Origin of the sequence: Aquimarina litoralis (assembly GCF_019295435.1) — a bacterium.
GTDB classification, from domain to species: domain Bacteria; phylum Bacteroidota; class Bacteroidia; order Flavobacteriales; family Flavobacteriaceae; genus Aquimarina; species Aquimarina litoralis_A.
The window spans coordinates 38076-64830 of record NZ_WEKL01000023.1; the positions used below are offsets into that span (position 1 = coordinate 38076).

Annotated in this window: 29 protein-coding genes; 16 read left to right on the forward strand and 13 right to left on the reverse strand. The window is 30.6% G+C overall.

Going from position 1 to position 26755, the window contains the following annotated elements:
- Positions 1-168 precede the first annotated feature (168 nt).
- The 3 genes from GBO31_RS13310 (at position 169) to GBO31_RS13320 (ending at position 5036) form a co-directional block, all read left to right on the forward strand.
- Positions 169-1725, forward strand: coding sequence for a hypothetical protein (locus GBO31_RS13310; RefSeq protein WP_219008848.1), 1557 nt, complete (start codon positions 169-171; stop codon positions 1723-1725).
- Between the two features lie 147 nt (positions 1726-1872).
- A complete protein-coding gene (locus GBO31_RS13315) occupies positions 1873-2799 on the forward strand; it encodes a LamG domain-containing protein (RefSeq protein WP_219008849.1) in 927 nt (308 codons plus the stop codon).
- Between the two features lie 35 nt (positions 2800-2834).
- Entirely contained in the window at positions 2835-5036 is a 2202-nt protein-coding gene (locus tag GBO31_RS13320; protein ID WP_219008850.1) for an acylase, read from the forward strand.
- 49 nt (positions 5037-5085) lie between these two features.
- Here the strand turns inward: GBO31_RS13320 and GBO31_RS13325 are convergent, their stop codons facing one another.
- The 6 genes from GBO31_RS13325 to GBO31_RS13350 form a co-directional block, all read right to left on the reverse strand.
- Positions 5086-5337, reverse strand: a complete 252-nt coding sequence (locus tag GBO31_RS13325; RefSeq protein WP_219008851.1) for a peptide methionine sulfoxide reductase — start codon at positions 5335-5337, stop codon at positions 5086-5088.
- 4 nt (positions 5338-5341) lie between these two features.
- Positions 5342-6904, reverse strand: a complete 1563-nt coding sequence (locus GBO31_RS13330; RefSeq protein WP_219008852.1) for a protein adenylyltransferase SelO — start codon at positions 6902-6904, stop codon at positions 5342-5344.
- Between the two features lie 12 nt (positions 6905-6916).
- Positions 6917-7966 carry a DUF3667 domain-containing protein gene (locus tag GBO31_RS13335; protein WP_219008853.1) on the reverse strand — a complete coding sequence of 350 codons (1050 nt, stop codon included), beginning with the start codon at positions 7964-7966 and terminating at the stop codon, positions 6917-6919.
- 88 nt (positions 7967-8054) lie between these two features.
- Positions 8055-8966 carry a DUF5777 family beta-barrel protein gene (locus tag GBO31_RS13340; RefSeq protein ID WP_219008854.1) on the reverse strand — a complete coding sequence of 304 codons (912 nt, stop codon included), beginning with the start codon at positions 8964-8966 and terminating at the stop codon, positions 8055-8057.
- Positions 8956-9504 (reverse strand): YceI family protein, encoded by a 549-nt coding sequence (locus GBO31_RS13345; protein ID WP_219008855.1) that lies wholly within the window; start codon positions 9502-9504, stop codon positions 8956-8958. Before GBO31_RS13345 ends, GBO31_RS13340 begins: the two co-directional genes overlap by 11 nt.
- Positions 9497-9934, reverse strand: coding sequence for an OB-fold putative lipoprotein (locus GBO31_RS13350; protein ID WP_219008856.1), 438 nt, complete (start codon positions 9932-9934; stop codon positions 9497-9499). The genes GBO31_RS13345 and GBO31_RS13350 overlap by 8 nt, the downstream gene beginning before the upstream one ends.
- Before the next feature lie 249 nt (positions 9935-10183).
- On the opposite strand from GBO31_RS13350, the gene GBO31_RS13355 reads away from it, so the two are divergent.
- From GBO31_RS13355 to GBO31_RS13385, 7 genes are all read left to right on the forward strand, one after another.
- Positions 10184-11311 (forward strand): LytTR family transcriptional regulator DNA-binding domain-containing protein, encoded by a 1128-nt coding sequence (locus GBO31_RS13355; RefSeq protein WP_219008857.1) that lies wholly within the window; start codon positions 10184-10186, stop codon positions 11309-11311.
- Between the two features lie 246 nt (positions 11312-11557).
- Positions 11558-12409 carry a hypothetical protein gene (locus GBO31_RS13360; RefSeq protein WP_219008858.1) on the forward strand — a complete coding sequence of 284 codons (852 nt, stop codon included), beginning with the start codon at positions 11558-11560 and terminating at the stop codon, positions 12407-12409.
- Positions 12410-12522: 113 nt separating this feature from the next.
- Positions 12523-12870 (forward strand): c-type cytochrome, encoded by a 348-nt coding sequence (locus GBO31_RS13365; protein ID WP_219008859.1) that lies wholly within the window; start codon positions 12523-12525, stop codon positions 12868-12870.
- Positions 12871-12880: 10 nt separating this feature from the next.
- Positions 12881-13297 carry an OB-fold putative lipoprotein gene (locus tag GBO31_RS13370; protein ID WP_219008860.1) on the forward strand — a complete coding sequence of 139 codons (417 nt, stop codon included), beginning with the start codon at positions 12881-12883 and terminating at the stop codon, positions 13295-13297.
- Between the two features lie 18 nt (positions 13298-13315).
- The gene (locus tag GBO31_RS13375) at positions 13316-13858 is read left to right on the forward strand and encodes a YceI family protein (RefSeq protein ID WP_219008861.1); all 543 of its coding nucleotides are present in this window, start codon (positions 13316-13318) and stop codon (positions 13856-13858) included.
- A 1-nt stretch (position 13859) separates the two neighbouring features.
- Positions 13860-14774 (forward strand): DUF5777 family beta-barrel protein, encoded by a 915-nt coding sequence (locus GBO31_RS13380; RefSeq protein WP_219008862.1) that lies wholly within the window; start codon positions 13860-13862, stop codon positions 14772-14774.
- A gap of 27 nt (positions 14775-14801) precedes the next feature.
- On the forward strand, positions 14802-15203 hold the full coding sequence (locus GBO31_RS13385) for a hypothetical protein (protein ID WP_219008863.1): 402 nt from the start codon (positions 14802-14804) through the stop codon (positions 15201-15203).
- 246 nt (positions 15204-15449) lie between these two features.
- Here GBO31_RS13385 and GBO31_RS13390 read toward each other — a convergent pair whose 3' ends face one another.
- From GBO31_RS13390 to GBO31_RS13405, 4 genes are read right to left on the reverse strand one after another with little or no spacing between them, the layout of a single operon-like run.
- Positions 15450-16136 carry an SCO family protein gene (locus GBO31_RS13390; protein ID WP_219008864.1) on the reverse strand — a complete coding sequence of 229 codons (687 nt, stop codon included), beginning with the start codon at positions 16134-16136 and terminating at the stop codon, positions 15450-15452.
- The gene (locus GBO31_RS13395) at positions 16099-16695 is read right to left on the reverse strand and encodes a toxin-antitoxin system YwqK family antitoxin (RefSeq protein ID WP_246615868.1); all 597 of its coding nucleotides are present in this window, start codon (positions 16693-16695) and stop codon (positions 16099-16101) included. The genes GBO31_RS13390 and GBO31_RS13395 overlap by 38 nt, the downstream gene beginning before the upstream one ends.
- The gene (locus GBO31_RS13400) at positions 16695-17540 is read right to left on the reverse strand and encodes a YHYH protein (RefSeq protein ID WP_219008865.1); all 846 of its coding nucleotides are present in this window, start codon (positions 17538-17540) and stop codon (positions 16695-16697) included. Before GBO31_RS13400 ends, GBO31_RS13395 begins: the two co-directional genes overlap by 1 nt.
- Positions 17541-17568: 28 nt before the next feature.
- Positions 17569-17868, reverse strand: a complete 300-nt coding sequence (locus GBO31_RS13405; protein WP_219008866.1) for an EF-hand domain-containing protein — start codon at positions 17866-17868, stop codon at positions 17569-17571.
- 189 nt (positions 17869-18057) lie between these two features.
- Here GBO31_RS13405 and GBO31_RS13410 point away from each other — a divergent pair, with 189 nt between their 5' ends.
- From GBO31_RS13410 to GBO31_RS13420, 3 genes are all read left to right on the forward strand, one after another.
- Entirely contained in the window at positions 18058-19131 is a 1074-nt protein-coding gene (locus GBO31_RS13410; protein ID WP_219008867.1) for a sensor histidine kinase, read from the forward strand.
- Positions 19124-19795, forward strand: a complete 672-nt coding sequence (locus GBO31_RS13415) for a LytR/AlgR family response regulator transcription factor (protein WP_219008868.1) — start codon at positions 19124-19126, stop codon at positions 19793-19795. Before GBO31_RS13410 ends, GBO31_RS13415 begins: the two co-directional genes overlap by 8 nt.
- 155 nt (positions 19796-19950) lie before the next feature.
- Positions 19951-21060, forward strand: a complete 1110-nt coding sequence (locus GBO31_RS13420) for a hypothetical protein (RefSeq protein WP_219008869.1) — start codon at positions 19951-19953, stop codon at positions 21058-21060.
- A gap of 236 nt (positions 21061-21296) precedes the next feature.
- On the opposite strand, the gene GBO31_RS13425 is transcribed toward GBO31_RS13420, so the two are convergent.
- The gene (locus GBO31_RS13425) at positions 21297-21644 is read right to left on the reverse strand and encodes a hypothetical protein (RefSeq protein WP_219008870.1); all 348 of its coding nucleotides are present in this window, start codon (positions 21642-21644) and stop codon (positions 21297-21299) included.
- Between the two features lie 114 nt (positions 21645-21758).
- On the opposite strand from GBO31_RS13425, the gene GBO31_RS13430 reads away from it, so the two are divergent.
- Complete coding sequence (locus tag GBO31_RS13430; RefSeq protein WP_219008871.1) at positions 21759-21971, forward strand: hypothetical protein; 213 nt, start codon at positions 21759-21761, stop codon at positions 21969-21971.
- A 161-nt stretch (positions 21972-22132) separates the two neighbouring features.
- Positions 22133-22552 (forward strand): DUF2147 domain-containing protein, encoded by a 420-nt coding sequence (locus GBO31_RS13435; RefSeq protein WP_219008872.1) that lies wholly within the window; start codon positions 22133-22135, stop codon positions 22550-22552.
- A 335-nt stretch (positions 22553-22887) separates the two neighbouring features.
- On the opposite strand, the gene GBO31_RS13440 is transcribed toward GBO31_RS13435, so the two are convergent.
- Entirely contained in the window at positions 22888-23496 is a 609-nt protein-coding gene (locus GBO31_RS13440; RefSeq protein WP_219008873.1) for a matrixin family metalloprotease, read from the reverse strand.
- A gap of 754 nt (positions 23497-24250) precedes the next feature.
- On the opposite strand from GBO31_RS13440, the gene rlmF reads away from it, so the two are divergent.
- Positions 24251-25111: a 23S rRNA (adenine(1618)-N(6))-methyltransferase RlmF gene (gene rlmF, locus GBO31_RS13445; protein ID WP_219008874.1), complete on the forward strand. Its 861-nt coding sequence runs from the start codon at positions 24251-24253 to the stop codon at positions 25109-25111.
- On the opposite strand, the gene GBO31_RS13450 is transcribed toward rlmF, so the two are convergent.
- Positions 25112-26662, reverse strand: coding sequence for a DEAD/DEAH box helicase (locus GBO31_RS13450; protein ID WP_219008875.1), 1551 nt, complete (start codon positions 26660-26662; stop codon positions 25112-25114).
- Between the last annotated feature and the right edge of the window lie 93 nt (positions 26663-26755).

Consider the following 26755-nt stretch of genomic DNA (forward strand, 5'->3'; position numbering starts at 1 on the left):
TGATTTTAGTTATTACCATATTAATACTAAAGAAAGTACATGTCGGAGTTTATTACGCTTATTAATATCATTTATCATGAAATAAGCCATAACAGTTAAGTTGATACCCACCGATATGATTAGATGGCGATTCCATCTGACCGTTAAAAACAATAAAAACATAAACAGATGAAAACATTTTTTTCTATCATAAAATATGATTATTTACACCGTACTAGAAGTTATAGCTTTTTAATAACCCTTTGTATTAGTTTGGCTATTGCTTACACCTTTGTACCAGAACCAGATGCATCCTATTCAACAATTCGAATAGCAGATTATGTGGGGTATTATAATTCTGCTTGGTTTGGATATGTTACAGCAATCATGACCAGCATATTTTTATCTTTAGTAGGATTTTATCTCGTTAATAGTGCTATTAAAACGGACACAGTTACCAGAATTGGACAAATCACGGCATCTACACGGATTACTAATTTTAGGTATTTATTGTCGAAAGCTCTTAGCAACTTTCTATTGCTAGTTACTATAGTGGTAATTGTCTTTTTAATGAGTATTCTGCTTTTCTTTTTATATAATGACGGATATTCTTTTGATATTTCTCAGTTTATAATTCCATATCTGATCATACCAATTCCTGCAATATTTTGTATTTCAATACTTGCAGTGGTTTTTGAAGTTGTCTTTACAAAATACACGGTAATACAAAACATTGGTTTTTTCTTTCTATTTTCCTATTTGGCATTTCCTTCATTATCAGAGAATTCATCTAATATGTATGAATTTGATCTATTTGGAACCCAGATTGTAATGCATCAAATGGAAGAAAGCGTTAGAAATCTTTTAGAAACGGGTGATGATAAAGGTCTTACTATTGGATATGTATTAGGAAATACAGGAGAAACTAAAAATTTTAAATTTGAAGGAGTCAATTTCCCTATTAGTTTTATCATCAGTAGAATTTTATGGTGTGTATCCGGATGTCTATTATTGTTATTACTTTCTCCAATCTTCCATAGATTCGATATAAAACAATTGGTAAAGAAAAAACAGCTATTTTCTTCCGAAAAACAAAAAACTACTGTTCACGAAATAGAACTTTCCAAATTGAAAAAATCAACGCACAATTATGGAATTTATTCATTAGTTAAAACAGAATTATTACTTTTTATACGAAAAGGTAAAAGATGGTTGTGGATTTTAAACTGCATTGGTTTTATACTACTTGCTGTACTTCCAATTTCTATTGCACATACGATTGTTTTACCTATTCTTTGGTTTTTACAAGTGCATAGATTGTCTGATATCTCTTCGAAAGAAATATATCATGATGTTCAATATTTTGCATTTACATCTTATAAGCCATTAAGAAGATTATTATTGTCTCAATTACTGGCAGGTATTGTAATAATGCTCATACTAGCACTTCCATTATTGATAAAATCTGTATTTGTTATGGATATACAATCTTTCATACATATAATTGTTGGTGCTATTTTTATTGTTTTATTGGCTATAACATCTGGAATAGTAACTAAAGGGAAAAAGCTATTTGAAATTGTATTCTTCATGATTACCTATGGAAACCTGAATAAAATTCCTTTTCTAGATTATTTTGGTGGATTACAACATAGTTCTTCTTATGTATTAACACTTACACTATTGACAATAATTATGGCAGGAATTGGAGTAGGAATGAGAATACAACAAATAAAAAATCAATGACAATGGTTTATTCTTATATGAATAGAATCTAATAGTCGTAGTTTAATTTCATAAAGTTTACATAAAAGATATATATACATTACCTATCAATTTATTTGATGGGTATTATTTTTATATATTTAGATCCGTATACACATAAATCATCTCATGAACACTCTAAAGACTAACCTTCGTTACAGTACAATTATCACTTTTGCTTTATCATTTTTGTTTTTTTCATGTGGGAAAGACAAAGCCAAAAAAGATGAATCGAAAAAGGAAGAAATTAAAATAGATAGTACTAAAATAGTATTAAAACAAGCACTAACCTTTTATGCTTCTTTTGATAAAGGAATTGATGCTGATTTTTCTTTAGGTGATCCTAAGCTATATACTGTTCCATCAAGAACAGCAAGAGATTCAGCGCAAGTTGGAATACACAAGGAAGGAATTACTATTGCCGAAAACCAAGGTTATAAAGGAAATGCACTACAGTATAGCGATCGAAATAAAGGATATATTTATTATCCGAGTAAAAACAATATTTCATATACTGATAAAAATTGGAACGGAGCTATTTCATTTTGGTTAAATTTGGATCCCGCAACGGATCTAAAACCTGGGTATTGCGATCCTATTCAGATTACAGATGTTAGTTATAATGACGCCTCCATTTGGGTAGATTTCACAAAAGAAAACCCTAGAGATTTCAGACTTGGAGTTATCGGTGATAAAACTTCATGGAAAAAAGACACGACTGTTTCAGATAATGAGGATAAAGATTTTTTAAGTCAATTAGTTCCTGTTTCGAAACCACCTTTTGCTAAAGGATCGTGGACGCATATCTTCATTAATTTCAAAAATCTAAATTCTGATAATGGTGAAACTTCTTTATACCTAAATGGAAAACTACAGGGAACAAGAAATGGTATTAAAGATCCATTTACTTGGGAATTAGAAAAGTCAAACATTTATTTAGGATTAGGATATATCGGTCTTATGGATGAACTTTCAATTTTTAATCGAAATCTTACCCAAGAAGAAATTGACAAATTGTATGCCTTAGAAAACGGAGTGCATACTCTTTTACAATAAAAACTTCCTATTATACATATTTTAAAATAAATAATATGAGACAATTTAAGTTCATCGTATTTAGTGTTACGCTATTGCTTATTTCTTGCAAAACAGAAACTAAAACAACGAAAACAGCGCTTACCGAGGAAGAAAAACGTTGGGAGAATCATTCCTCAAATACTACAATCATCAGAGATGATTTTGGTGTTCCTCATATTTACGGAAAAACAGATGCCGATGCAGTTTTTGGGTTGTTATATGCGCAATGTGAAGATGATTTTAATCGTGTAGAGCAAAATTATATATGGGCAACTGGTCGACTCGCAGAGGTTGAAGGTGAAGAAGCCATTTACAGTGATATTCGAGCAAAACTTTTCATGACAGAAGAAGAAGCTATTGCCAATTATGAAAATAGCCCGCAATGGTTGAAAGAGTTATGTATTGCATTTGCCGATGGTATTAATTATTATCTAAAAACGCATCCAGAAGTAACACCAAGATTACTAACCAAGTTCGAACCTTGGATGCCAATGTATTTTAGTGAAGGCTCTATTGGAGGTGWTATCGAACGTGTTTCTACTCGTAAGATCAAAGCGATGTATGAAAAAGGAATAGAAATGCCAATTGCAGAAGAAACTGCTTTAGCAAAGGAAAAAGAAATGTTAGAACCACAAGGATCTAACGGAATAGCGATTTCTGGAAAACTTACTCAATCTGGGAATGCAATGCTTTTGATTAATCCACATACCTCCTTTTATTTTCGAGGAGAAGTACATGTGGTAAGTGAAGAAGGTCTTAACGCTTATGGAGCTGTAACTTGGGGACAATTTTTTGTTTATCAAGGATTTAACGAAAAAACTGGTTGGATGCATACTTCTACCTATACTGACGTTATTGATGAGTTTGTAGAAACGACAACTCAAAAAGATGGAAAGCCTGTATATAAATATGGAGAAGAATGGAAACCAATAGAAGAATATAACATCACTTTAAAATATAAAGATGGAGATTCTTTAAAAGAAAAGATAGTTCCTGCCTATCGAACACATCATGGTCCAATTACTCATATGAAAGATGGAAAATGGGTAGCTTCTGCACTAATGTGGGAACCTGTAAAAGCGCTACAGCAATCTTATATTCGCACTAAACAAATTGGATATAAAGGTTTTAGAGATATGATGGATATACGAACCAATTCATCTAATAATACTGTTTATGCAGATGCTGAAGGTAATATTGCATATTTTCATGGTAATTTTATTCCCGTTAGAGATACCTCTTTTGATTATACTAAACCAGTAGATGGAAGTAATCCTAAGACTGATTGGAATGGTCTACATCCTGTAGATGAAACCATTATGCTATTAAATCCCGAAAATGGATGGTTGCAGAATTGTAATTCTACACCATATACTTCAGCTTTAGAATTTAGCCCTAAAAAACAAGATTATCCAAAATACATGTCTATAGATCGAGAAAACTTTAGAGGTGTACATGCAATTGAATTATTAAAAGAAAAGAAAGACTATACCATAGATAGTCTTATCCAATTAGCATATGATCCCTACTTACCTGCTTTTTCAAAATTGATTCCAGGTCTTGTGGAAGCTTATGACAAAGTAGATAAAACCAAAGAATTAGGAAGTCATATCGAAATTTTAAGAAATTGGGATTATAAAACAAATAAAGAATCAGTTGCTATGACCTTAGCACATTTTTATGGTACCCAATACGCCAGAAAAGGAAAAAGACCTACAGAAGGACGTATGAGTGATATGCAACTCCTCACCTATTTTGGTACCAAATCGCCTTTGGAAGAGCGGATTGCTATATTTAAGGAAACTGTTGCTCAACTTGAAAATGATTTTGGAAAAGTACTTCCTTGGGGCGAAGTAAATCGTTTTCAACGTATCAATGGAGCTATCAAGCAACCATTTGATGATGAAAAACCGAGTACAGCAGTTGGTTTTGCCTCTGGACGTTGGGGAGCGTTAGCAGCTTATGGAGCACGTTATACGAATGACACCAAAAAAATATATGGTACTAGAGGAAATAGTTTTGTAGCAGTGGTAGAATTTGGCGAAAAAGTAAAAGCAAAAACGAGTTTAGCAGGTGGACAAAGTGGAAATCCAAGTTCTAAACACTTTAATGATCAGATTCAACCCTATGTAGATGTAGAATTTAAAGAAGCTGCATATTACAAAGAAGATGTTCTAAAACGAGCTCAAAAGACATATCATCCAGGAGACAAATAGTTAAATTTTAGATTTAAGTAAATACTCTAAAGTTTTAAAAGTCAATTTTTTAAAAAAAATTAAAACCTTCTAAAAAATCAATAACTTTTTTCTCTGGCATTTCGCAAGGTTTTAATAATTGCGAGGTGGATGTAATATAGTAGTTAAGGCTTATAAAGTCTTTGCCTTGTAATTCTTTGGCATAAATTTTAAAAGATTTTCCTTTATTGAAAATATCTTTGGTTACACCATATTTTTTATTGTCATATAAAACTTCAGAATATCCTTCGGGAATTCTATGAATATAATCTAATAAGGTCATAATTTTATGAACTGCAGGATAACATAGAACATCCTACTTTATTTCTTGCCCAATCTGGGCGCTTAACAAACCATTTCTCATATTCTGGTTGTTCATCATAAGGTTTTTTTAGCATTTGATATAATTCATCAATTAAATCATAATTTCCTTTATCTGCATCATCAATGGCAAGTTGCGCCATATAATTACGTAATACATACTTAGGATTTACGCCATTCATTTTGTTTTTTCTTTCGGTATCATCCAAAGATGTTAACCCTAGTCTTTGATCATATCTAGAAAACCACTCATTCCAACGTTCCAGAATTGGCCCTTCTACTTCTTCTACATGATAAAAGGCATCTTTTATGATCTTCATAAAGTCATTAGCATCACCTTTTGTATAATTCGCAAGATTCCTAAAGAAAATCGTCATATCCGTTTCTGTCAATTGTAAAATCTCTTCCAAATCTTTTACCAAAACTTCATCCCTCATTTGAGTATTAAATAATCCAAGCTTAGAACACATCATTGTATAATACTCTTGTTTATAAGTGTTCTGATACTCATGTAAAATTTCTTCTATGGCCTCTATTTCTTCAATTAAAGGATATAAAGCATTTGCTAATTGGTATAAATTCCATAATACAATCTCAGGTTGCGTTCCGTATCTATACCTTTTGAATTGACGATCGGTAGTATTTGGTGTCCAACCATGATCATATCCTTCTAACCAACCGTAAGGACCATAATCTATGGTTAATCCAAGGATTGACATATTATCAGTATTCATTACTCCATGCACAAAACCTACTCTTTGCCAATCAATCACCATTTTCAAGCTTCTACTACTCACTGATCTTAAAAACTCTAAATATCCTTCCTTTGAACCAGCTTTAATCTCAGGAAAATAGTATTTAATAGTATAATCAGTTAATGCTTTTAAGGTTTCATGATCTTTATAAGCAGCAAGAATTTCAAAATTTCCAAATCGAATAAAAGATGGGGCAACTCTAGACACAATAGCACCTTTTTCATAAGCTGAATTCCCATTATACATAATATCCCTTAATACCTGATCGCCTGTTGTTGCCAGTGATAAGGCTCTAGTGGTAGGTACTCCCAAATGAAACATAGCTTCGCTGCACAAATATTCTCGTATGGATGAGCGTAAAACTGCCAATCCATCTGCATTGCGAGAATATGGAGTTTCTCCAGAACCTTTTAACTGAATAGCCCAACGTTTTGAATTATATTCCACTTCAGCAAGGTTAATCGCACGACCATCACCTAATTGACCAGCCCAATGACCAAATTGATGACCTCCATAATGCATGCAATACGGTTTTGAATCTTCTAATACTTTATTACCTGTCATGATTTGCAAAAATTCATCCGAAATGGTATCATCTTTAGAAAGGCCTAGTTCTTCCATCATTTCATTGGAAACATGTAAAATCTTGGGGTTATTTGTTTTTTTAGGATTTACGTAAGAAAAACAAGCATTTCTAACTTGTCTACGGTAATTTTCCTGAATAGGATCAGCAGGTAGTTCTTCTGAAAAAGTATTAGCAATAGCAAGCTTCATAAAATCAAACAATTAATACAAAAATATAGAAACCAAAATTATACCACTAAAGGCAATTGGTACAATAATCATCATATAAATATACGTCACTAAAATACCTTTAAAAAATGCAGATGTACGACTACTCTTGTAAAAATTTCTTAGCGCAATCATTAGATAAATGATAAAAGAGAAAAAGAAAAGAAATTCTAGCCAAATAGGAATTTCAATTAACATATTACTCAAAATCAAAAAACATAGCGATGTAAAAATGAAGGTAAAGAAATAAAAACTAAATACCATATGATGTGCAAAAGTCCCTTTCTTCCAATAAAATATCTTCAACAAAAAAGCAAATAGTGGTAACATTAGAAACATCGTAATTGGAATGGTATCATACAATGTATTTAAAATTCCTCCTCCTTTTTGCTCATAAAACTTCAGTATTTGAGTGAAAAACTTTTTAGTAATTGCTCCATCTTCATCTTTAACGCCCATAATTTTTAGTTTTTCTTCTAAAGGGGCATCAATTTCAATTAAAGAGTCTAATTGCTTTCTTTTATAATTAAAAGACATTTTGGGATTTATTTTCTCAGCTTGTAATGCAGAATCAAGTGCTTTAAAGTCATCCTTTGTGATGTCATTTAAAACAGCATTATCTTTCATAACACTTTTTGCTATTTCAAAACCGATCGAATCTTTTTCAAATTCTGAAGGTTCTAAAACAACACCTTCGTCAAAACCTTTCTGAATAGTTTGATTCAAACTTGTATCGGCCTTTCTAATAGTAAAAGAGAAAATAAAAAAGAATACGACAGATATAAAAAGATAAAACTGCGCTGGATGCAAATAATAAAGACGTTTTCCATCAACAAATCTTCTGGCTAGAATACCAGGTTTTGTCATTAGTGGAACAAAGCTTTTAAAAAAGCGAGCATCTACTGCAAAATAGTTTCCAATCGTATTACTAAATAATACACCAAATGTTAATTTATCTGCTGATTCTTGTCCGCAATATGGACAATAGTCATAAGATTCATCAAAGTGTTTTTCGCAATTTTTACATTGAGTAGTTTTAGACATGTTTCCCCCTATTTTTACTTGTCAAGACGAATTTACGAATATAATTCAATTCTTCATGCAGCATTTCTGTAGGGATTCCCTTTTCAAATTATGGATTTTTTTGACTGAGATGTAAAGCAAAAGTCGCTGTAAATCCGAAAGTAAAATTACCATCCTGAAAATTAAAGTTATTAGGTGTTTGTAAAATAAACACGTCTTCTACTGTACTCCAGGCATTTGTCATATGAAATTGTAACATTATATCGCTTAACTCCCAATTTACACCTAAGGCAAAGGCTCCAAATGTATCTACTGATTTTATAGGATTAGCAACATAATAATATTCTGAGACTATAGACACATGACCTCCTAATTTATACCTACCTCCAATTCCAACAGCAAAATGATTATTAGGATCTTCATCCGCTAAAGATGCTCCTCTATGAATGTAGGTTGGAGAAATCTGAGCAGAAAATTGAGGTGTAAACTTTCGTGCAATTAATACTTGGCTAGTGAAAGCTAAACGATCCTGAAATGAAGTATCTTCAAAACCTCCATAAACAGCAGATCTTCCATTAGATTCGCTTCTGTAAGATGCATTTTGAAATAAGGTGACACTAAAAAGAGACTTTTTAGAATTTTTACGTTGCCTGATTAAATTATATTTCAAAAATCCATCATACACATCTTCGAAGGTAGTCCAACCAAAACCTGTAGAAAGTCTATTCGAAATACCATATTCTAAAGCAATTCTGGCACTCCATTTATCTGCAATAAAAGTTTGACCATCATGATTAGGAACATTCCAATACCTATTCATTGCCATGATCTGTAAAACCCCTTTCCTCCTATTTTCAACAGAATGACCAATAGCAATTCTTGTTGATTTAAAAGTAGCTATTTCATACTGAGGAGTATCAGGATATTCCTGTTCTAAGGTTTTTAATAAATCCTGTGATTGTGCCAAGTTATGATAACCTACACATAAAATACATAGTAGAAAAAATATGCTATTCTTCATAAGGCTGATATTCGAATCTAAATTTTACAGATATAACTTTGGCAATATTCGGTCTAAGAATTGGTGGGATTTTAATTTCAAAATCTTTAACAACTAATTCAAAATCTCCTGTTATTAAAAATTTACCATCTACATTTTCAATATTAGTCTTGATCTCAATCTCTTTTGAAATATTTCTTATTGTAAGTGTTCCTTTTACAAATCTTGTTTGACTACCTTCTATCGAAGGATCAAAATCAATAAAATTTCCTTGAAACGTGGCTTTCGGATACAAGTCAGATTCAATATAACTCTCATTGAAGTGTTCATGCATTAATGATTTTTTAAAAATAAATGCATTCATAAGCATACTAATAGCAATCTCCTGTTTGGATAGATCGATAATGCTTAAAACTTGATTATTCTTAGCTTCAATATTCTCTACAGATGTATATGAAAAGAAAGAAACCTGACCTTGGCGCGTGATCACTTGATCAGACACACTATCTGAAGAAATCAAATTGAATATTAAAAATAGTTGAATAAGAATTTTATTCATTGGTATTTTGATTAATAAAAGTGCAATTTAATAAAATAACATCTTTAAGGTATCCTTTGCAAACACCTTTGATCTTAACGACATCATCTTTTTTAAGTTTTCTTAATATCGCGGTTTGGTTTAGCTGCATATCACATATGACACTAGATTTTGTTGTATTTCCTTTTAATAGTATCGTATTTCTATTGTTCAAGAAACTAATTTCTTTTACAATACCAGTAACTTCTATAATTTTATTTTTATAATGACTATTGGCCTTGTCTTCGTCTTTACTGTATAAGTCTACGAGTAATTCAGAATTTGTATGCATCTCTGCAGTAGCTTCTAAAATATCTATATCTCCTCTTTCTATTATGGTGTAATACAAACAAACACCTATTAGACATAGGGAAGCGAAAAGAAGAATAGCTATTTTATTTTTTTTATTCACCTAACAGATTATAGTGTATTGATATTACATGTATTCTTAAATACAGGAACAAAGTAATATGAATTCAAAGAGTATGAAAAGAAAAATTGTCTTAAAAAGAAAAAAATGGTTTCTAAAAGGAAAAAAACAGTTTGAAATTCTACTGAATAATTAAATTTTCTAAAAATAATCCTTATAAAAAATTGTATTTTCGCCATTGAATTTTGTGAGGATTCTTAAGCACAGGATTATCCTTTAGCATTAATTCTAATGAGAAAAGATAGATTATACCTTTTAACTTTTGTTTCGATTGCTGTAATATTTCTAATTATAGCTTCTTTTAGCATAAAACACTTTGTTAAAGCTAGTGCAAATCAATTAATCGAAATCCAATTAGAATCTAGTAAACGAGAAGCTGATGAGATTTCTAAACTTACCTATTATCAGATTTCAAACGGAATTGATAGACAAAAAATAATAGATAATATCCAAGATGTAATTGAAAATACTGATAATGGCACCTCTTTTATTTGTGTTTTTGACTGGTCAGGTAAAGAAGTATGTAATCCCGATATTACCAAATTAGGTCAAAAAGTAAACTCTGACCAATCGCTGCTCACTTCTCTTAACGAAGAAAATAGCTCAGATCAATTATATGATTTATTACTAGGTGAAAGAAAAGAAAATGATAGTATCCCCACAAATGATCTGAAGACTGAAATTGTATACATAGCACCTGTACAAGAATCTGACCTCATTGTAGCTGCTCAGATCAATCTCGATAAAGTAAGAGGCCAAGTTCGGAAATTAAAAACCAGCTTTTACACTATTTTCTTACTAATGGGAGGATTAATCATACTATCTTCATTTATTGTAGTACGTATTATAGGTAGTTATTATGAAAAGCAATTAGAACAAAAAAATACGGATTTAGAAAGTGAACTTATAAATCTATCTAAATTAAATACAGATCTTATAGCATACCAGCAAAGACTAGTTAATAATGCAAATGAAGAAGTTATAGAAACCAATGAATCATCAATAGATTTAGCTACAGATTCTAGTAAAAAAAGAATACTTACATATATCAGGAATGAATTAGTTCCTGTTTCAATTAATCAAATAGCATATATATATACAGAAAACAGTATAACCTATGTCATCTGTTTTGATGGAAAAAGATCTACAAGTAATGTAAGTCTTGATGATATGCTTATGAACCTAGATCCGTCAGTATTCTTTAGAGCAAATAGACAATTTATCATTAGTATAAGTGCTATTGCAAAAATTATCAAATACGGAAACAGCCAGCTCAAAATATTAATTCATAATGCAGATGTTGAAATAATCATTAGTAAAAATAAAGCATCTGAATTTAGACAATGGTTGAATATATAATAAGGTTTCCCTTATTTTTCTCGTACAACTAAATATCTAAATTATAACTTCCAACTATTTTAATAAGATAGATTTTTATTCAATTGTAAAAAGGATATGATTTGTAGATTTATTCAAAAATCATAATTTTTTCACCCTCTTTTTTTTCCTTTTCAGCCGTTTTTTTTCCCTCTCATACATTTTGTTTTGTTTCTCAGCCCTCTATTGACGGTTATTTGTGGCATAAATCATAAATAACTTATTACAATGAAAAAATCAATTTATCTATTACTTACATCAATCACATTATTAACTAGCTGTAGTAGTGATGACGCAGAAAACATTATCGGTATCGATCCTCCTGCTGAAGAAAACAATGCTGTTCAATTAGTAAATGATGCAACTTTTGGAAATATCCTAACAGACGCCGAAGGAATGTCTCTTTATTTCTTTTCTAGAGATACAAAAGATCAATCAGAATGTAATGGTGATTGCAAGACTGCATGGCCAATTTTTTATAAAGCAGATTTAACGCTTGACGAAGGATTAAACGCTGCAGATTTTGGAGTAATCACAAGAGCAGATGGAGACAAACAAAACACTTACAAAGGTTGGCCTTTATATTACTTTTTTAATGATAATGCCGCAGGTGATACGAATGGAGATAAAGTTGGGAACAACTGGTATATTGCTAAGCCTGATTATTCTTTAATGTATGCAGAAGCTCAATTGGTTGGAAGAGATGCTGATGGAAATGATCAAAATTTCACAAGTGACTACGTTCCTGGAGATGGACTTACTTTTTACATGACTAGTAGTACAGGAAGAACCATCTATGCATTTGTAAACGACACCAAAGATAAAAACAATTATACAGCAGAGGATTTCTCAAATGATGCTATCTGGCCTATTATCAATATTGATATTGATAGACTGCCAAGTATTTTAGATCGAAATGATTTCGGAACTATTGATGTATTCGGAAGACCACAATTAACCTATAAAGGAAGACCATTATACTATTTCGGACAAGATGTAGAAAGAGGAGATAATTACGGAATAAGTGTCCCTAATCCAGGAATATGGCCTGTAGTGAATACAGATACTACAGCATTATAAAAAGTAAGTTTTCATTAATTATATAATCTATTAAGTAGTTAGTTGGTCATAAGAGGAAGGTAATACTTCTCTCCAAAAAGTTATCCTTCCTCTTATTTTAAATTCTCCAAACAATGAAATCTTTATCAAAAATCAAATTAGCCAGCATTCTGTTGATAAGTATCTTATACGCTTGCGAAACAAATGTTGAAGAAGAAACTGAAGCCATATCTGATGAATTTATTTGTAACGAAGATGTCTCTTTTACAGTGGATATCCAACCTATCATCCAGAACAACTGTTTAAGTTGTCATGGAGGGAATCAATCTCCTGATCTAAGAACATTCGAAAATATTAGAAATAATGCTAGTAGAGTGCGAACTCAAGTAGTTAATAGAACTATGCCCATAGGAGGCACTTTAAGTTCTAATGAAATTGAACGTATACGCTGCTGGATAGATAATGGTGCGTTGAACAATTAAATCATAATGTATGTCTAAAAAAACAATCATCATCATCATTTTATCAGTTGTACTAATCGGTTCAATAGTATTAGCTCTAAAAATGTACAACAAACCATTTGTAAATATTGCTGAAACTAAACCAAACTTACTAATTACTTCTGATGTCTTGGTAGATAACTTTTCTAACAATGAAATTGAAGCTAACACTAAGTATTTAGAAGAAATTATTCAAGTTAATGGAACTATTATAGCAATCGATTCTGATAAAACAGGTAAGGGAATTATAACATTAGGTAATGAAGATACTATTGGCAGTGTGATTTGCCATTTATCAGAGAAAGAAAATGAAAAAAACTTAAAAACAGGTCAAACAGTAAACATTAAAGGCATCTGCACTGGGTATCTAATGGATGTCGTGCTAGTAAAATGTGTGATTGTACCATAAACCAATAAATTGAAAAAAATGAAAATTAAACTAATCATAATCGCCTTATTATTTTCAACTGTTTCTATAGGGCAAGGGAAATTCTTAACCAAAAAGGGGTATACTTCCTTTTTTTCTTCAACTCCGATAGAAGATATAAATGCTGATAATAACCAAGTATTAAGCATTATAGATTCCTCTTCAGGAACCATAGCAATTGCAATTTTAATGAAATCTTTCGCGTTCGAAAAATCATTAATGCAAGAACATTTTAATGAAAACTATGTAGAGTCTGATCGATATCCGAAAGCAACTTTTAAAGGCAAAATCATTGATTTTGGTAAACTAGCTAAAGAAGAAGCAACAGTTACAATTGTTGGAGATCTTACGATTCATGGAGTTACTAAAAAAATTGAAACTCAAAGTAAAATACAATATACCAATGATAAGATCTTATTAAAAGGAGATTTTGAAGTTAAAGTAGCAGATTTTGGAATTAAAATACCATCTGTAGTTACAAATAATATTGCTAAAACAATTAAGGTAACATTTGATTACGATCACAAACCATATACAAAATAACATGAAACAGTTTATTATAATTGTACTTTTTTGCACTATTGGTTTGCAATCATTTTCTCAGGATTTAATGGACATTCTTGAAGAACAGACTACGGAAACCAAAAACTACACTACAGCTACATTTAAAGGAACTAGAATTTTAAATGGACACTCTGTAGAAAATAGAAAAAAAGGAACTCTTGAGTTTTTAATATCGCACCGTTTTGGAAGAGTAAATCTTGGTGCTGATGAATTATATGGGTTAGATCAATCTAATATTAGATTTGCTTTCGAATATGGTGTAACAGATAACCTGATGATTGGTGTTGGTAGAAGTAGTTTTGATAAAACTTATGACGGATTTGTAAAATATAAATTTTTGAAACAAAGTACTGGTAAAAAAGCTTTCCCTTTTACTGCAACTCTTTTTTCAAGTTTAGCGTATAGAACATTAAAAGATTTTGATCCAGAAAATGAGCCAACCTTTAGTCAAAAGTTATCTTATGTTACACAAATTTTAATTGCAAGAAAATTTAGCTCAGCTTTTTCTTTACAAATAACTCCAACCTATATACACAGAAATTCTGTAAAGATTAATGATGATCCACATGGAATATTTGCTGTAGGTGTAGGAAGCAGAGTGAAGATTACCAAAAGAATTTCTGTTAATGGTGAGTATTATTATACGGCTAACCCTTTAAAATCGATAGATGCATCAAATTCATTAGCCTTTGGAGTAGATATTGAGACTGGAGGACATGTTTTCCAAATCATACTTTCAAATTCTATAACCATGATTGAAAAAAGCTTTATTACAGAATCGACCGATGATTTTTTTGAAGGTGATATACATCTGGGATTCAATATATCAAGAGCTTTTCAAATAGGTAATAAGAAGAAAAAGAAACTGAAACAAATACAAAACTCAGGGATTTAATATCTAATAACTAAGCTATAAAGAATTATGTCGTTGCAAACTAAAATGTTTAGGAGAGATTACAAAGTAAAAGGTGAAGATGTAAATGATTATATGTATATGGAAAAAACTGCTTATCAAAAATATATGACATCTATCATAAATACTTTTCTTTTTGAAAAAGGATTTATAAAGAAAAAAATGAAAACACTGCCTTATTTACAAAGTGAATCCTCAGATTCATTAATGCTAATTAAACCTCTAATGTTTTTGCAAGACTTCTTTATAAATCTAGAGCTTATTCATATAGATAAAAACTTAAAAAATATACAGATTAAAAGTCGCTTTTTTAATGCTGATAATGAATTATGTGTTATGGCACATATACACTTTTGTGGATTTGATAATGCAATGATGAACAAAAACAAAATTATCAAAATCGACTGTTAAACTAATTGTTTAGCTAAACTAATGGTTATAGAAATAGGGGATAAAATTGCTATGAAAAATGGTTTATGTTAGATGATTGGTTGTTTATGAGGGCTGGACTTTTTTAAAGTTCAGCCTTTTTTTAATCAAAATACTAAAAACAAATCCCAGTAACTCTTAATTACTGGGAATTTGAACACAATCTATCTATAAACACAAACGCAACTAAGCTTTGAATTTAATAGTTGTCTTGGGATAGCTATAGTATTAAAAGTTTTTTTCAGACTTTAACGTATATATATCAGCGATTAGCTGTGCAATAGATGTTTTATTAAGTCCATTATAAATGCCTCTTATATGCTTGTTTTGATCAACCAAAACAAAATTTTCCGTATGTAGAAAATCTTCATTGGTTTTGGCTTCACCTAAATCTTCTTCTACGAAATAATAGTTCCTTCCTAAATTGTAAATATCCTCTCTATTTCCAGTTACTAAATGCCATTTATGAGTTAATACTCCTTTAGCATCGGCGTAATTTTTAAGAATATTTACCGAATCTTTCTCTGGAGTTACAGAATGGGATAGTAATAAAACATCATTATCATCTCTAAATTCTTCTTGCAATGCTAGCATGTTGGAAGTCATTTTCGGACAGATACCTGGACAAGTAGTAAAGAAAAAATCGGTTACATATATCTTATTCTGAAATGTTTTATCGGTTATTTCGGTACCTAGTTGATTTATGAATGAAAAACTTGGAATCTTATGAAAATTTCTTAGTTCTAATGAATTTGGTGTTAACCAGTTCGGAGTAAAACTTGCATCATTATAGTAAGGTAACACCTCTACTCTACTAGATTTTTGCTCTTCTTGATTACAACTAATGAACAAGGAACATAAAACAATAAAACAAATCTTACCTTTTATACTGTATAATTTCTTTCTCCAATTCATAACATAAATTTGCTCGTTTTAAGCCAAAAATTCTTCCATTTTTTGCTTGGTAATTATTGTACAGTTTCCCGTTTTCTCGCCATGCTTTCTGCATACCTTCTTCTCTTCCGTCAACTATATTTAGTGTTTTGAATCTATTTCCACTCTTATACCATTGTTTTTGTAAACCAGATACAATTCCATTTTTAAATCTAGATTCTGAACGTATATTACCATTACTCCACCAAGATCTTACCAGCCCATTTTTCTTACCGAAAGAATAATTTGCTTCAAAACTTAAAATTCCGTTAGCAAACCATTTCCTAAAAACCCCATGTTTTTGACCATTTTTATAAGTGATTCTCTCTGCAATATTATAGCCGTCGTAATACAATTCAGAAATACCAGTAAAAGGTTGATCTTTAAAATATACTAACCCTTGATTCGGAATCAGTTTAAGTTCATCTTTTTGTACAATCATCCTCTCATTAACTGCTATATTACTATTATTCGAGTCATTATTAGGATGTATACAAGAACCTGAATACACTGTAATTAAAAAGAATATAAATAATCTCATTACTGAATTGTACTTGGTGTTCCTTGATAGTCTCCTGGAAAAAGAATATAAAACTCATTTAGATATAACTCATTCTGAATATGATAATGATATTCTTCTGTAGAAGAATGTGGTGTTGTACCAACATGTCCACCAGATTCATCTAAATCGGATGGATACTCTCCAGAAGGTTCTTTTCTTCCATAGAGAAAGAAACCATCAGCCATAATACCAATCAGCTTATCATCATCATTAGACCATGCTTTGGGTTCTAAATGATAATGATAACTCTGCGGACCAGTATGCGCCGCTGTGTAATCCAAAGAGCCCACTGCATTATCCAATGGAATATTTGGTCCTTCCTCATCATTATAAATTACCGAACCACTTACTGCTATGCCTATTGCTCCTAATCCCGTTGCAGTAGAATTAGTTGCAAGTTCTGGTATTGCAGGCACTGTTAGCGAGTATGATCCATTAAAATCGTCGATATTTCCAGGTGCCATTTGTTCAAATGATGTCAGCGTTGGTGATACAAATAAAGGATGATCCTGAGCTGCTGCAGGAGTTTCTATAATTTCTCCATTCGGTCCCATTAAACTTCTCGCTGTGGTATTCGACCAATATGGAGACGTATGATTTGGGAGTCCATTTGTTTCGATAACAACATTTGAGCCACTTAGCATTATAGTTACGTTATCTGTGTCAAATTCTGAAAATGCTTCATGAAGTTCTGTTACTATATCATTATCATTCACCATTGAAGTATTATTATCATCTCCACTACATGCAAAACAACCAATTAAAGTAATCATTGCCATGCATCCGAATATTACAGCAGTAATTTTTTTAAGTTTATTTTTCATTTTTTAAAGTTTCATTCATCGATAATTATTAATTATTTCTTGGAGGTCCTTTCCTTTCAGGTTTGGGAGCTTTCTCCAATTCTTCTCTAGTGATTAATCCATCTTCATCTAAATCAATTTTGGTAAAATCTCTTTTTAATGGTCCCTTAACTTCCTCTTTACTTAATTTTCCGTCTTCATTAGCATCCATCATTTCGAAAATCTCTTCTACACTAGGACGTTCTCTATTTGGTCTTTTTTGATCATTTGACTGAGCATTGGAATGACAAGAAGTAAGCAAACAAACACCAGTCATTATAAGTCCTAAATTAAACAAGTTACTTTTCATATTTTTCTGTTTTAGTTTCTTGTATAGACTCTAAATTTCGATAAAAGTATAATGTAAAAACCTTGTTTTCTGTGAATTGACAGAAGTTTTCAGTGAATAACTATTTCAATTCTATAAACACATAATAACTAGTATTTGAGAATGTAGTATTTTAGAATTCGAGTATTTTATTTTCACTTTATTTGTACTATGACAAGATCAATACGATTCTTTTCCCAGATAGGATTATGGGCAGTAATTTGGATATTTTTATCTATTCTTCAGAAAAGAAATGACCGATTTCTTATTGAAAACTCTGTAGTTTTTGGTTTGCAGGTTGCTTTAATTGGGTTATTAATCTTTTATATTGCCAAACAATTTCTTTTTAAAAAGAAATATATACTTTTCGTAATCATTTCTATCATACTAATATTTACATCTGCATTTATCTCATCATACATATTCTCAGGTCCTAAAATGCATGAAAAAATGCGAAGACCTATGGAGGCTAATAAACCAGATACTCGATTAAGAAGAAATGGACCGATGAGGCCTCCAAGAGGAGTCAATCCACCATCGATTTTTATGGTACACTTCTCCAATTTAATGATTGCCTACCTAATAGCTACATTTCTTGAGACATTTCTATTTGCACAAAGAAAAGAAGAAGAAATGATAAGAAGTAAAAGTGAAAATCTACAGACTGAACTCAAATTATTAAAATCACAAATAAACCCTCATTTTTTATTTAACTCGCTTAATAATATTTATGCGCTCTCAGTCATTGATTCTAATAAAACCCAACAAAGTATTAGTTATTTATCCGAAATGCTACGCTATGTTTTGTATGAATGTGATAGACCTTTTGTTACTATTAAAAAAGAGTTAGCTTACATTGAGAATTATATAAAGTTGTTTTCATTAAAAAGTAGTAAACCCTATAATATACAGACCAAATTTGATATTCTAGATCCTTCAGTGCTTATAGCTCCAATGTTATTTATCCCTTTTATTGAGAATGCATTTAAGCATAGTAATATTGAAAAACCTGATAGTTCTTTCATCAATATAGTGATCAACGCTACACTAGAACATGTAGATTTCAAAATTGAGAATAGCATTCCCAAAGAATCCATCGTAAAGGATAAAATTGGGGGAATTGGTTTGGAAAATGTAAAGAAAAGATTGAGTATCTTATACTCAGGAAAACATCAGTTAAACATTGATACAAAAGATCAAGTGTTTAAAGTGCAATTATATATAAATTCATTAGATCATGCTTAAATGTATCATAATTGACGATGAAGAACTGGCAAGAACGCTTTTGAAAACCTATATAGATCGTTTAGACTATATAGAAATTTTAGCTTCTTTAGAAAATCCACTTGAGGCAATTCCGTTATTTAAAAGTAATACAATTGATATCCTTTTTTTAGATATTCAAATGCCCGATCTAAAAGGTACAGACTTAGCCAAAATGATACCTTCCTCTACCCAAATTATATTTACAACTGCTTATTCTGAATATGCTCTGGAAGGATTTGAACTGAATGCATTAGATTATTTATTAAAACCAATTACGTTTAATCGGTTTCTAGCGGCCATCCATAAGGTTGAAAACAAAAAACCTTCACCATTCATGGAGGAAACCATCACTATCAAATCTGGATATGATCTTTATAAAATAAAATATAAGGATATTTTTTTCATTGAAAGCGATAGTGAATACGTTATTTACCATACAGATAATGGTAAAATAATGAGCCATCAAACTTTAAAATCTTTGGAAAATGAACTTCCACATTTTTTTATGAGAGTTCATCGGTCATTTATAGTCAATAAGAACTATGCAACTACTTTAAAAGGAAAAGATCTTCTACTTAATAACATTAAAATACCAGTAAGCGCTACTTATTATGAGTTGGTAAAAGAATCTATTTTTAATTAGTTCACTTTCATTTTCATTAATATTAGCGATTGTATACCAAATATCATGCACATACATATGTGTGATAAAATAGTATTGGGATATCTTTAACGCTTGTCGCACTCCATTTTTAGTACCTTTAAAATCAATGAAAACATCCATATAAATCACTTCTCATGAAAACACTCATCACTTTTATAATTTCATTGATTTTTTCTTTTTTCATCAATAAAACATATGCTAATTCATTTCTAAAAGCAGATTTTAAGATGGGAAATCCAGAAATTTCTTCCATTCATAAAATGACATTTGGCCCAGAAGGTATCTTATTTATTGGTGATAGCGATGCAGCACAAATTATAGCTATAGACCTCAGTGAACATCCTAAACTAGATAACTCAAAGCTTAAATTAGACAATATTGATAAGTTAGTAGCTGATATGATGGGAACTACAATAGATCAAGTCCAAATAACTGATATGGTCGTAAATCCTATGAATGACAATGTTTACCTTTCTATTAATCATAGTTCAGGTATTCCAATTTTACTAAGAGTCGAAGACAATGTACTGAAGCAAGTGCCTTTAGATAACGTTTCTTACAGTAAGTCTTCATTAGTAAACCCAATTGGAAAAGATGCTAAAGACAGACGTGGACGTAGTTTGAGAAGATGGGCAATTGCAGATATTAAGTATACAGATGGAAAAGTATTATTATCGGGATTAAGTAACCAAGAATTTGCTTCAACTTTTAGATCAATCGATTTTCCTTTTAATGATACTCAAGAATCTACTTCTTTAGAAATTTATCATGCCGCTCATGGAAAGTATGAAACACACGCTCCTATTAAGACATTTATTCCTACAACCGTTAATGGAACTTTGCAAATCGTTGCTAGTTATACTTGTACACCATTAGTAGTTTTTCCTATGAATGAAATAAAACATGGTAATCACCACAAAGGTAAAACTGTAGCAGAATTGGGAAGTGGTAACTCGCCAGTGGATATGGTAGAAATTTCTAACGAAGGAAACCGCTTTTTATTAATTGCAAATACGAATAGACCACTAATGAAAATGGATTTTAAAGATTTGGAATCTTTTCAAGGTGAATTAACAAACCCAGTAGTTAAAAAAGGTGCTGCCGAAGGTGTTGATTATGTTAATCTTCCCTACGTGAATGTGCAGCAACTTGATAAAATTGGAAATAATGGTTTTATCATAATACAACGAGAATCTAATGGTAGTCTTGTTTTAAAAACAGGAAACAGCTGGTGGGTACAATAATCTTGTTACCGTTTCTATATTTCATGCCTAGAAATTATTAGGTATTAAATATCTTTTTTTATTCTTCAATAATTATCTTTCTTTTCTACTTGAATATATCATACATATTAATAGAAACGAAAACATGGATCAAATCCAAAATATATTTTAATTTAAAAGAGACAGCAAAAGCTGTCTCTTTTCAAAATAGTAGGTATATAAGATTCCATAGTAGTTTTGGGACTACTATTAGATTATTAGTTTCCAGCTAATAACACGAAAGAATTACGTGAAACTGGTGACACGTGATAACTTTTTACATTTTTTAAGGTCTTCATATATTTTTCTGCTTCATAAAAAGCATTTTCTAATGGACTTAACGATCGGTTACTGTTTAAAGTAATCGTTTTACTGATAACCTCTCCATTAATATATTCTATGTTGATTTTCCATCTTTTTACAGAATGAAAATTTCTAGATGCTAATACATTTTCTTCTTTTTTCTCCTTCTTCTCCTTTTTGTTTTTCTCTTTCTCATTAATAGGATTCGTAGCAGAATATCCTAAAGAAACTATTAAGAACGCAGCAATAAGTGAGTATTTCATAGGTGATGATTTTTGGATTAGTTTCCACGAATATACATATATATTTTTATTAATCAAATATTTTTTTAATAAAATTTTATTTGAATATTAAAAAAATAACTGTATGTTTGAATTATGATAAATAAGAATTTGAAAAGGCTTCTGAAAAAAAGTAAAGGAGCTAAAACGGTATACGGTATTTCCAAAACATTAGGAGTAAGCCCACAAGCAGGGGATTATGTGGTAAAGCGTAAAAATCTTGCTAAGGATTTTGAAAGACTTCAAAAAATAGCAGACTATATGGAAGTGGAAATAAAGGATATCATCGATATTGATAAGAAAAAATAGACCTTAGAATCTATAGATCATTTCTTTTTATTCATTCTATAAACTTTATGAGATGAAGCTTCTTATGTCTCTCATTTTTATCTGATTAGCTTACTAAAAATTCGAATTCAACTTTTATACTTATATTAGGACAACTAAACGACCTATTATATTATCGATTAATGAGATTTTTGTTCTTCCTCTTTATCATATATTTATTTACTCAACCCGTTACTCCTGAAACATATATTGGAACCTGGCAAATTGAAGGAGGATCTATCATAGAAATTTATAAAGAAGGTGATGTGTTTGCTGGCAAAATCAATAAACGCGCAGAGAATCCCATATCAAATTTTAATGGTTTAGATAATAAGAATCCTGATCCAGCCTTGAGAAATCGTTCTTTGTTAGGAATGGACATTCTTACTAATTTGAAATATGAAAAAGGTGAACTTACTGGAGGAACTATTTACAACGCAGATAGCGGAAAAACCTATGATGTAAAAGTTTGGATCGAATCCGAAAATAAGAACACCTGTTTTATAAGAGCATATAAAGGTATTTTATTTAAGACTTTTAAAGCTACAAGAACTAAAAACTAAAAGGTGATTCAGTTTTGAAATAAAAAAACACCCTTATGTTAGGGTGTTTTTTGTAATTGAATAAATGTAGTATTACTACCGGTAAACACAGATTTTTAAGTCGAGATTATCTAAAAATTTTATAGTATAACTTTATTATTTCTTTTTTTTTAAATCAAACAGATTGAAAAACAATACAATCTGTTTGATTTATTTTTAAACAAAATCACTTTATCTAAGCAATAATGCTAGGAATGATTCACATTCACTAAAGGGACTAGTTCGAAAGAAATGGGGCCTTGGTTGGGGCATGTTGTTGTCGTTGTTGTTGTTGTTTAAGATTGTTATACCTAAATTTAGTTCTCAATTTTTTCTAAAGTCTCTTTTAACACTGCTATTTGTTCATCTGTAAAATCTTTTCTTAAGTATGGTCTAATCTGACTCATTATATTCCCTTCTTCGTGATAATGATGCAATCCTAATGCATGACCTATCTCATGAGGAGCTGTTGATGTATATAGAAACTCATCTGTAATCAATGCTCTTTTATCCTTTCCTATACCTGCAATTGCAATAGTATTTGATCGTTTCATAACATATACGCTAATTCTATCTTCTCTATAAGAATCCTGTGTTTGTTGCAAAAACACACTAGCTTCTTGTCCTCTGTTATCTTTCAAATCATATAATTCGTCGTTATTTAGTGTCTTAATGTCTCCCATTTCTAATCCAATTCCATACCTATGAAAAAAACTTCCATTCAAATTATCTATAAAATGCGTTTCATTTAATCCATATGAAACTTTGCTCGCTTTATTTGATGGTTGTACATAAATAATATCAACCTTAATTGTTTTTTCTAAATTATCTGAAAAAACTTGTTCTACTTGATATGGAACATAATCATCTTCGGTTGTACAGGATGCAAAAATCGATAACACTACTAATATTCTTAAAAATCTCATGGCTCGTTGTTGTTGTTTATTGATATACTAAATTGTTACGGTATGTAAGTTTTAACTTACCTAACCTATTTAGTTTTAATAAGAGAGATTTCCCTCTTTATAAATAAGCCTTAATCAAGATTTTATTAGTATTTGCTCATAATACAATAAAACTGTTTATAATTTGTGTGACAATAATTGTGTCGATCGATCGATTCAAAGATAGAAAATAAAGTAAATTCAAAAGGGGGTATTTTCCCCTGTATGTATTTACAAACTAGTTGATTAGTAATTTGTTAATTGATTTTTTAACAAAATTTAATTGTTAAATAAAAAATGTTGTTTTTAATAGGGTTTTATACCATAGGGCAAGTAAACAAAAGGGTTTGGGATTTTAACACTTAAATGTTAAAATTTTAGCATTACGGTTTAACCATAATAGGCTTACAGTTTAAATAAATCACTCATTACAGTGACTTAAAAATGATTTTAACACGTTAAAATGCAAACTTTAACAAATTTAACATTGTATTTCAACGATATTAATGTGTATTTCATCGAAACAAGTACGTATTTCACCTACTAAAACTTCAATTTTCCCTCCAAAAAGCATACATAATTACAGATTTGCATCTAAAAATGATTGAAATTATCGTCGTTTTTTTAATTCTGACAGTATAAAATCAATTCGTTTTATTGTATAATACTTGTAATTATCATTAATAACTTTAAAAATATTATTACTATATTCATTTTTAACATAACCACCTTTACATTGCATTCTAAAAACAAACATCATTCACCTTATAATTTTGACAAGCTTTGTGAAGCTAATAAAGAGCTTTCAAAATATGTAAAACATAATCCACAAGGAAATCTTAGTATTGACTTTTCAGATGCTAGAGCTGTATTAGAACTAAACAGGTCTATTCTCATATATCATTATGAACTTAAACATTGGGATATCCCTGAAGGTTATCTATGTCCTCCTATTCCAGGAAGAGCAGATTATATACATCATATAGCAGATTTATTACAACAAAAAAATAGTACTAAACAAATTGTTGGTTTAGATATCGGTGTTGGAGCTAACTGTATTTACTCTATACTTGCCTCTCAGATTTATAATTGGAAAATGGTTGGAACTGATATTAATGAAACCGCTATTGCTAGTGCTAAAAACAATATTGCACTAAATCCTGGTTTAGAAAATAATATTGAAATTAGACATCAAACGGATAATGCTTTTATTTTTCAGAATATCCTTAGACCAAATGAATATTACGATTTCACCATATGTAACCCACCATTTCATGCTTCTGAAAAAGATGCCATGAAAGGCACATTAAAGAAATTAACAAATCTTAGGATTAAATCTAAAGATCTAAATTTTGGTGGACAAGCTAACGAATTGTGGTGCAATGGTGGTGAAGCTTTGTTTATCAAACGAATGATCAAACAAAGTATAAATTTTAAAAAACAAGTAGGTTGGTTTACCTCTTTGGTTTCCAAAAAAGATAATCTTCCTAAAATACACAAGCAATTGCAAAAATTAGACGCTACTCATAAAACCATAAAAATGTCACAAGGAAATAAGCAAAGTCGATTCGTTGCCTGGAAATTTAATGATTCTTAATTATTCTGGAGGTCTACCATGTATTTCCTCAAACTTGGTATCAAAATTTTCTCGTAAATAGGCATTCAATTTTTTTCGATAGTCATCTTTCAACCATGATAAAAAATTATGTGTACTCCTACTGATACATTTAGCATAGCTTTGAATTCTGTGATCAATATCATCTCCTAACATTTTTGCTAAAGCCAAAGCATCATATACATCTTCACTATTCTCTATACATATTTTGGCATGCTGTGCTATTGACCTCTCCAAAACCACTTTAGAAGATTCTCCTTTTCTAACAGAATCTTTATAGGTTTCTTTTATATCAAAATAAACTTCTTCTGAGTTAGCAAATTCAGCTCTCAGCTCTTCGGGCATTTCATGCTTAAACTTACTTTCAATTTCTTCATCATTAAGAAGCCTATCCATATAGTAATCAGGCGAATTGAATATTTTTTGCCAATCTAAGTCTGCACCCCAAGGACCAAAACGATGGTAATTATTTCCAAGATCGATTACATTAAAAGTAGATTTATTTTTTAAGATACGAGATCCTCTACCAATCATTTGATAATATAATGTTAGTGATTTTGTAGCTCGATTCAATATAATGGTATCTACAGTAGGCTCATCAAAACCAGTGGTTAAGATACTTACTGACGTTAGAATAGCATCAGGAGTTTCTTTAAACCACTGTAAAATTTGCTTTCGTTGTTTTTTTGTAGCAGTATTGTCTAAATGTGCAATTGCATAACCAGCAGATCTAAAGGTATCATATACATGCAAAGAAGTATTAATTCCATTATTAAAGATCAACGTTTTCTTACCCTTAGAATGCTTTTCATATGACTGCAGTAATTGACTAAGCATGGAGCTATTTGTATATAAATCTTCTGAAGATTTAACAGTATAATCACCGTTGGATCCTACCTCTAATGATGTAAGTCCCATATTATAGGCAAATACCTCTGCCCTAGCCAAAAATTCATTTTCAATAAGTGATTCTATGGTTTCCCCTACAATTAGTTCATCATAGTTATCTTTCATTGGTAACTTGATATTAGAACTTAGAGGCGTAGCTGTTACTCCTAAAATAAAAGATCTTTCAAAAAACTTAAAAAGTTTAGTAAATGAATTATAGTGAGCTTCATCAATAATTACTAGTCCTATATCCGAAATATCTAATTTATCTTCATTCAACCTGTTATTTAAGGTCTCTACCATTGCTACAAAGCAGCTATAATTACTTTGGTCATCCAAGTTCGCCTTACTATCAACTACTTTATTGACTACACCAAAACCGGTAAGCATACTAGATGTTTGCTTACATAATTCTATTCGGTGCGTCATAACAAGTACCTTTTTATTATGATGCTTTAGATATTGTCTAACAATTTCAGAAAAAATAACTGTTTTACCACCACCGGTTGGTAATTGATATAATAAATGGTAATCTTCTCTAGCATCTTCAAAGCATTTAAAGATCTTATTTATTGCTCCTTTCTGGTAACTATATAAATCCTTACCTGTTTTCTTTTCTTGAAACTCTGTAGTTGAATCCGACATATTTTCTTATTTCTAGGGCTGCAAAACTAACTCCTTTTATGGATTTATGCAGATTATTTATCATAAAATATGCCTTGATTTTTTCACAAGTTG

Excerpts from the sequence above, each read along its gene's own strand:
- GBO31_RS13360 (WP_219008858.1), top strand. The coding sequence starts at position 11,558 with ATGAAAAAATCAATTTATCTATTACTTACATCAATCACATTATTAACT.
- GBO31_RS13365 (WP_219008859.1), top strand. The coding sequence starts at position 12,523 with ATGAAATCTTTATCAAAAATCAAATTAGCCAGCATTCTGTTGATAAGT.
- GBO31_RS13340 (WP_219008854.1), bottom strand. The coding sequence starts at position 8,966 with ATGAAGAATAGCATATTTTTTCTACTATGTATTTTATGTGTAGGTTAT.
- GBO31_RS13345 (WP_219008855.1), bottom strand. The coding sequence starts at position 9,504 with ATGAATAAAATTCTTATTCAACTATTTTTAATATTCAATTTGATTTCT.
- GBO31_RS13400 (WP_219008865.1), bottom strand. The coding sequence starts at position 17,540 with ATGAAAAATAAACTTAAAAAAATTACTGCTGTAATATTCGGATGCATG.
- GBO31_RS13390 (WP_219008864.1), bottom strand. The coding sequence starts at position 16,136 with ATGAATTGGAGAAAGAAATTATACAGTATAAAAGGTAAGATTTGTTTT.
- GBO31_RS13435 (WP_219008872.1), top strand. The coding sequence starts at position 22,133 with ATGAGATTTTTGTTCTTCCTCTTTATCATATATTTATTTACTCAACCC.
- GBO31_RS13440 (WP_219008873.1), bottom strand. The coding sequence starts at position 23,496 with ATGAGATTTTTAAGAATATTAGTAGTGTTATCGATTTTTGCATCCTGT.
- GBO31_RS13330 (WP_219008852.1), bottom strand. The coding sequence starts at position 6,904 with ATGAAGCTTGCTATTGCTAATACTTTTTCAGAAGAACTACCTGCTGAT.
- GBO31_RS13410 (WP_219008867.1), top strand. The coding sequence starts at position 18,058 with ATGACAAGATCAATACGATTCTTTTCCCAGATAGGATTATGGGCAGTA.
- GBO31_RS13395 (WP_246615868.1), bottom strand. The coding sequence starts at position 16,695 with ATGAGATTATTTATATTCTTTTTAATTACAGTGTATTCAGGTTCTTGT.
- GBO31_RS13335 (WP_219008853.1), bottom strand. The coding sequence starts at position 7,966 with ATGTCTAAAACTACTCAATGTAAAAATTGCGAAAAACACTTTGATGAA.
- GBO31_RS13375 (WP_219008861.1), top strand. The coding sequence starts at position 13,316 with ATGAAAATTAAACTAATCATAATCGCCTTATTATTTTCAACTGTTTCT.
- GBO31_RS13370 (WP_219008860.1), top strand. The coding sequence starts at position 12,881 with ATGTCTAAAAAAACAATCATCATCATCATTTTATCAGTTGTACTAATC.
- GBO31_RS13355 (WP_219008857.1), top strand. The coding sequence starts at position 10,184 with ATGAGAAAAGATAGATTATACCTTTTAACTTTTGTTTCGATTGCTGTA.
- GBO31_RS13315 (WP_219008849.1), top strand. The coding sequence starts at position 1,873 with ATGAACACTCTAAAGACTAACCTTCGTTACAGTACAATTATCACTTTT.
- GBO31_RS13430 (WP_219008871.1), top strand. The coding sequence starts at position 21,759 with ATGATAAATAAGAATTTGAAAAGGCTTCTGAAAAAAAGTAAAGGAGCT.
- GBO31_RS13405 (WP_219008866.1), bottom strand. The coding sequence starts at position 17,868 with ATGAAAAGTAACTTGTTTAATTTAGGACTTATAATGACTGGTGTTTGT.
- GBO31_RS13425 (WP_219008870.1), bottom strand. The coding sequence starts at position 21,644 with ATGAAATACTCACTTATTGCTGCGTTCTTAATAGTTTCTTTAGGATAT.
- GBO31_RS13380 (WP_219008862.1), top strand. The coding sequence starts at position 13,860 with ATGAAACAGTTTATTATAATTGTACTTTTTTGCACTATTGGTTTGCAA.
- GBO31_RS13385 (WP_219008863.1), top strand. The coding sequence starts at position 14,802 with ATGTCGTTGCAAACTAAAATGTTTAGGAGAGATTACAAAGTAAAAGGT.
- GBO31_RS13415 (WP_219008868.1), top strand. The coding sequence starts at position 19,124 with ATGCTTAAATGTATCATAATTGACGATGAAGAACTGGCAAGAACGCTT.
- GBO31_RS13450 (WP_219008875.1), bottom strand. The coding sequence starts at position 26,662 with ATGTCGGATTCAACTACAGAGTTTCAAGAAAAGAAAACAGGTAAGGAT.
- GBO31_RS13310 (WP_219008848.1), top strand. The coding sequence starts at position 169 with ATGAAAACATTTTTTTCTATCATAAAATATGATTATTTACACCGTACT.
- GBO31_RS13325 (WP_219008851.1), bottom strand. The coding sequence starts at position 5,337 with ATGACCTTATTAGATTATATTCATAGAATTCCCGAAGGATATTCTGAA.
- GBO31_RS13420 (WP_219008869.1), top strand. The coding sequence starts at position 19,951 with ATGAAAACACTCATCACTTTTATAATTTCATTGATTTTTTCTTTTTTC.